The 4614-nt window shown below is 63.3% G+C and carries 2 protein-coding genes and 1 rRNA gene; all 3 read left to right on the top strand.

Annotation, left to right across the window (positions count from 1 at the left end; genetic code table 11):
* Positions 1–100: ribosomal RNA gene (gene rrf / locus HWX09_RS33375) — 5S ribosomal RNA — on the top strand; the annotation flags it as partial.
* 376 nt (positions 101–476) lie between these two features.
* Positions 477–2552 (top strand): molybdopterin oxidoreductase family protein, encoded by a 2076-nt coding sequence (locus HWX09_RS33370; protein ID WP_027783445.1) that lies wholly within the window; start codon positions 477–479, stop codon positions 2550–2552.
* 136 nt (positions 2553–2688) lie between these two features.
* Positions 2689–4362 carry a long-chain fatty acid--CoA ligase gene (locus HWX09_RS33365; protein ID WP_027783446.1) on the top strand — a complete coding sequence of 558 codons (1674 nt, stop codon included), beginning with the start codon at positions 2689–2691 and terminating at the stop codon, positions 4360–4362.
* Positions 4363–4614 lie beyond the last annotated feature (252 nt).

Here is a 4614-nt window from a genome sequence, read left to right as displayed (position 1 = left end):
GCGAGTCGGTCCCACCCCTTCCCATCCCGAACAGGACCGTGAAACGACTCTACGCCGATGATAGTGCGGATTCCCGTGTGAAAGTAGGTAATCGTCAGGCTCCCTAAGCCAGAAACCCCCGCCCAAAAAGGCGGGGGTTTTTGCATTGGCGCGGCCGAAATGCACGTGCGGGCGGAAGAGCACTACCCAGCCTATCTGCGTTAGCACCTCACCCACGCAATCAATTGCCGCATCAAATTCCCTCAATCGGTTGCACCTCCAGCGATTCAGTCGATTACTACTCGTATCTTCGACCAAGACCGCAATTTGCTTTCCCCAGCGTATCGACAAGCGGGATTGTGCGACCAGCTTTCTGCTTGCTGGAGCCCGCCACCTTGCCCTTCTTCGGTCAGGTAATCCAAAATCGGTGCGAAATAGGCGCTTTATTCGGCGTGTCCACGTAAAATTTGCGAATCCCCATCTCCGCATTCAAAACGATGAACGCCGTCACCCAGGTAGCCCGGGCAGTTTGCCCGCATGATTGTCCGGACACGTGCGCAATGCGGGTGACCGTCGAGAACGGGAAGGCAATCAAGGTCACCGGCGATCCCGATCATCCGCCGACGCAAGGCGTGTTGTGCACAAAGGTCAGCCGATACGCGGATCGCGTTCATCATCCCGATCGCCTCACTGTCCCGCTCAAGCGTGTCGGCACGAAGGGGGAAGGGCGCTTCGTGCCCATCAGCTGGAGCGAGGCGTTCGACGAGATCGGCCGTCGCCTCGGTGAAATCGCCGCACGCGCGCCGGAAGCGATCGTGCCGTACAGCTATGCGGGAACCATGGGGCTCGTGCAAGGCGAGGGCATCGCCCAGCGCTTCTTTCACAAACTCGGCGCCTCGCGGCTGGAGCGGACGATCTGCTCGGCAGCCGGTGCAGCGGGGCTGCGATACACATACGGCGGCAGTGTCGGCATGCACCTCGAACATTTCGAGGAAAGCGAGCTGATTCTGATATGGGGCGCCAACCCGATTGCATCGAGCCTGCACTTCTGGACCCGCGCGCAGGAAGCGAAGCGCCGTGGCGCGCGTCTTGTCGCGATCGACCCGTATCGTTCGCTGACCGCGGAGAAATGCCATCAGCACATCGCACTGAAGCCCGGTACCGATGGCGCGTTCGCGCTCGGCATGATGCATGTGTTGATGACCGAAAACCTGCTCGATCACGATTACATCGCCGACCATACGCTGGGCTTCGACGCGCTCAAGGCGCGCGCCATGTCCTATCCGCCGGAACGCGTGGCGCAGATCTGCGACATCGATGCGTCGGAACTGGTCGATCTTACGCGTCGCTACGGCGCCACCCGTAAGGCATCGATCCGCCTCAACTACGGCATGCAGCGCGTTCGCGGCGGCGGCAATGCCGTCCGCGCGATTGCCAGCCTGCCGGCGCTGACGGGGGCGTGGCGCGATCGGGCAGGCGGCCTGCTTCTCTCGTCGTCGGAATCGGCGCCCGTCAACCAGGCGGCGCTGCTGCGTCCGGACCTGATGCCGGGGTGGCCGCACAAGCTGCCTCGCATCATCAACATGAACGCGATCGGCGACGCGCTGCTGCATCCGGGGGACGCGACGTTCGGGCCGAAAGTCGAAGCGGTGATCGTGTACAACTCGAATCCGGCGGCGGTTGCGCCGGACTCGTCGAAGGTCGCCGCGGGCTTCGCACGCGACGATTTGTTCACGGTCATTCTCGAGCACTTCAAGACAGATACGGTCGATTTCGCCGACATTGTATTGCCGGCGACCACGCAGCTCGAACATCTCGATGTCCACAAATCGTATGGCCATACCTACGTGATGGCGAACCTGCCGGCGATTCCGCCGGTGGGAGACGCGCGGCCGAACACGGAGATCTTTCGCGGGATCGCGCGCAGCATGGGACTCGATGAGCCCGCGCTCTATCACAGCGACGAAGAGGTCGCGCGCGCGGCGCTTCGCTGGGACGATCCGGCGCTCGACAGCGACTGGGACACGCTGAAGCGAGCCGGCTGGCTGAAGCTCAAGCTGCCGGAGGCGCCGTTCGCGAATGGCGGTTTCCGCACGCCCTCCGGCAAGTGCGAGTTCTACAGCCCGCGGCTCGAACAGATGGGCATGGACCCCGTCCCCGACTACCTGCCGCCGTTCGAATCGGCCGAAGCCGCGCCCGAGCTTGCCGCACGCTATCCATTGGCGATGATTTCGCCGCCGGCCCGCCACTTCCTGAACAGCACCTTCGTGAACGTCGACAGCCTGCGTTCGACCGAAGGTGAGCCGCACCTCGACATGCATCCGGCCGACGCCGGCGCCCGCGGCATCGCAGAGGGCGACGCCGTCCGCATCTTCAACGACCGCGGCTCGATGCAGGCGCTCGCGCGAATCACCGATCGCGCGCGTGCCGGGCTCGTCGTCGGGTTGTCGATCTGGTGGAAGAAATTGTCGCCGGACGGCAGGAACGCGAACGAGGTGACGAGCCAGGCGCTGACCGATCTGGGCAATTCGGCGACGTTTTACGATTGTCTTGTGGAAGTTGAGCGGATTTGATCGAATATCGCCGTATGATCAGACGAAATTGAGGTCAAGTTCGAAGTGGACATCTAACCCTGTTGTCTCGGGGCGGGGGAGCCGTTACGATGCCTTTTAGCACGACCATTCGAAAATCAGTGAGGAGACGCGCGGTATGGACAAAATTTGGCTGAAATCGTACCCACCCGGCGTTCCAGCCGAAATTGACTCCTCTCCTTATCCGTCCGTCCCGGACCTGCTCGACGAGAGCTTCCGGCAGTATCGCGACCGTACCGCGTTCGTCTGCATGGGCAAGGGCATCACGTACGGCGAACTCGACACGCTGTCGCGCCAGTTCGGCGCGTGGCTGCAGTCCCGCGGCCTGGCTCGCGGGGCGCGCGTCGCGATCATGATGCCGAACGTGCTGCAGTACCCGGTGACGATCGCCGCGGTCCTGCGCGCCGGCTATACCGTCGTCAACGTCAATCCGCTCTATACGCCGCGCGAGCTCGAGCATCAGCTGAAGGACAGCGGTGCGGAGGCGATCGTCATCCTCGAGAATTTCGCGTCGACGTTGCAGGCCGTCATCGCCAATACGGCCGTCAAGCACGTGGTCGTCGCATCGATGGGCGACCTGCTGGGCATCAAGGGGTGGCTCGTCAACTACGTCGTGCGGAACGTGAAGAAGATGGTGCCCGCGTGGCAACTGCCCTCGTTCACGCGCTTCAAGGCGGCGCTCTCGGAGGGCGCGCGACAGGCGTTCAAGCCGCAGAAGATCGGCCCCGACGACGTCGCGTTCCTGCAGTACACGGGCGGCACGACCGGCGTTGCGAAGGGTGCGACGCTGCTGCACCGGAACATCGTGTCGAACGTGCTGCAGGCCGGCGCCTGGCACCAGCCGGCTCACGACAAGTATCCCGACGTGAAACAATTCGTGACGGTCGTCGCGCTACCGCTGTATCACGTGTTCGCACTGACCGTCTGCGGTTTCCTGACGATGCGTACCGGCGGCATGGGCATCCTGATCCCAAATCCGCGCGACATCGCCGGCATGATCAAGGAACTGAAGGGTTACCAGATCTCGACGATTCCCGCCGTCAACACGCTGTACAACGCGCTGCTCAACCATCCCGAATTCGGTCAGCTCGACCTGTCGAAGCTCGTGATCGCCAACGGCGGCGGCATGGCGATCCAGGAAGGCGTCGCGAAGCGGTGGTATGAAAAGACCCGCACGGCGATCATCGAAGGATACGGGCTGTCCGAAACGTCGCCGGTGGCGACCTGCAACCCTGTTACGGCCACCGAATACAGCGGGACGATCGGCTTGCCGCTGCCGTCGACCGAAGTCGCGATCCGCGACGATGCCGGCAATGACGTCGCGCTCGGCGAGCCCGGCGAGATCTGCATCCGCGGGCCGCAGGTGATGGCCGGCTACTGGAACCGGCCGGACGAGACCGCAAAGGTCATGTTCGCGGACGGCTTCTTCAAGACGGGCGATGTCGGCGTGATGGATGCACGCGGCTACGTGAAGATCGTCGATCGCAAGAAGGACATGATTCTCGTGTCCGGCTTCAACGTGTATCCGAACGAAGTGGAGGACGTGGTGGCGTCGCATCCGGGTGTGTTCGAGGTGGCAGCAGTCGGTGTGCCGGACGAGCATTCCGGCGAAGCCGTGAAGCTGTTCGTCGTGAAAAAGGATCCGGCGCTGACCGACAAGGACATCCTTGCTTACTGCAAGGAGCGGCTCACCGGATACAAGCGGCCGAAGCTGGTCGAGTTCCGCACGGAGCTGCCGAAGACGAACGTCGGCAAGATCCTGCGGCGCGAACTGCGCGACGGACGAGCGTAACGCGCGACGATACGGTTGAACGCAAAGCCCGGCCCGTGCCGGGTTTTTTGTTTGCGGCTGCGGGTGGATGAGCGCAAGCGCTTGTTTCGTGCGGGAGGTGGCGGCAATCCTTGTTTCGAGCTGACGGCGGTGCGCGCGACGCGCGTCTACCGCCATCCGCTAGCCGCCATCCGCTAGCCGCCATCCGCCATCCGCCATCCGCCATCCGCCATCCGCCATCCGCCATCCGCCGACCGCCGACCGCCGACCGCC

Source organism: Burkholderia sp. BCC1208, assembly GCF_902833095.1.
In the GTDB taxonomy this organism is placed as follows: domain Bacteria; phylum Pseudomonadota; class Gammaproteobacteria; order Burkholderiales; family Burkholderiaceae; genus Burkholderia.
Note: the sequence above shows the minus strand (reverse complement) of the source record. Positions and strands in the feature narration are given on the sequence as shown.

Coding starts and splice junctions, on each gene's coding strand:
- HWX09_RS33370 (WP_027783445.1), top strand. CDS start 477: ATGAACGCCGTCACCCAGGTAGCCCGGGCAGTTTGCCCGCATGATTGT.
- HWX09_RS33365 (WP_027783446.1), top strand. CDS start 2,689: ATGGACAAAATTTGGCTGAAATCGTACCCACCCGGCGTTCCAGCCGAA.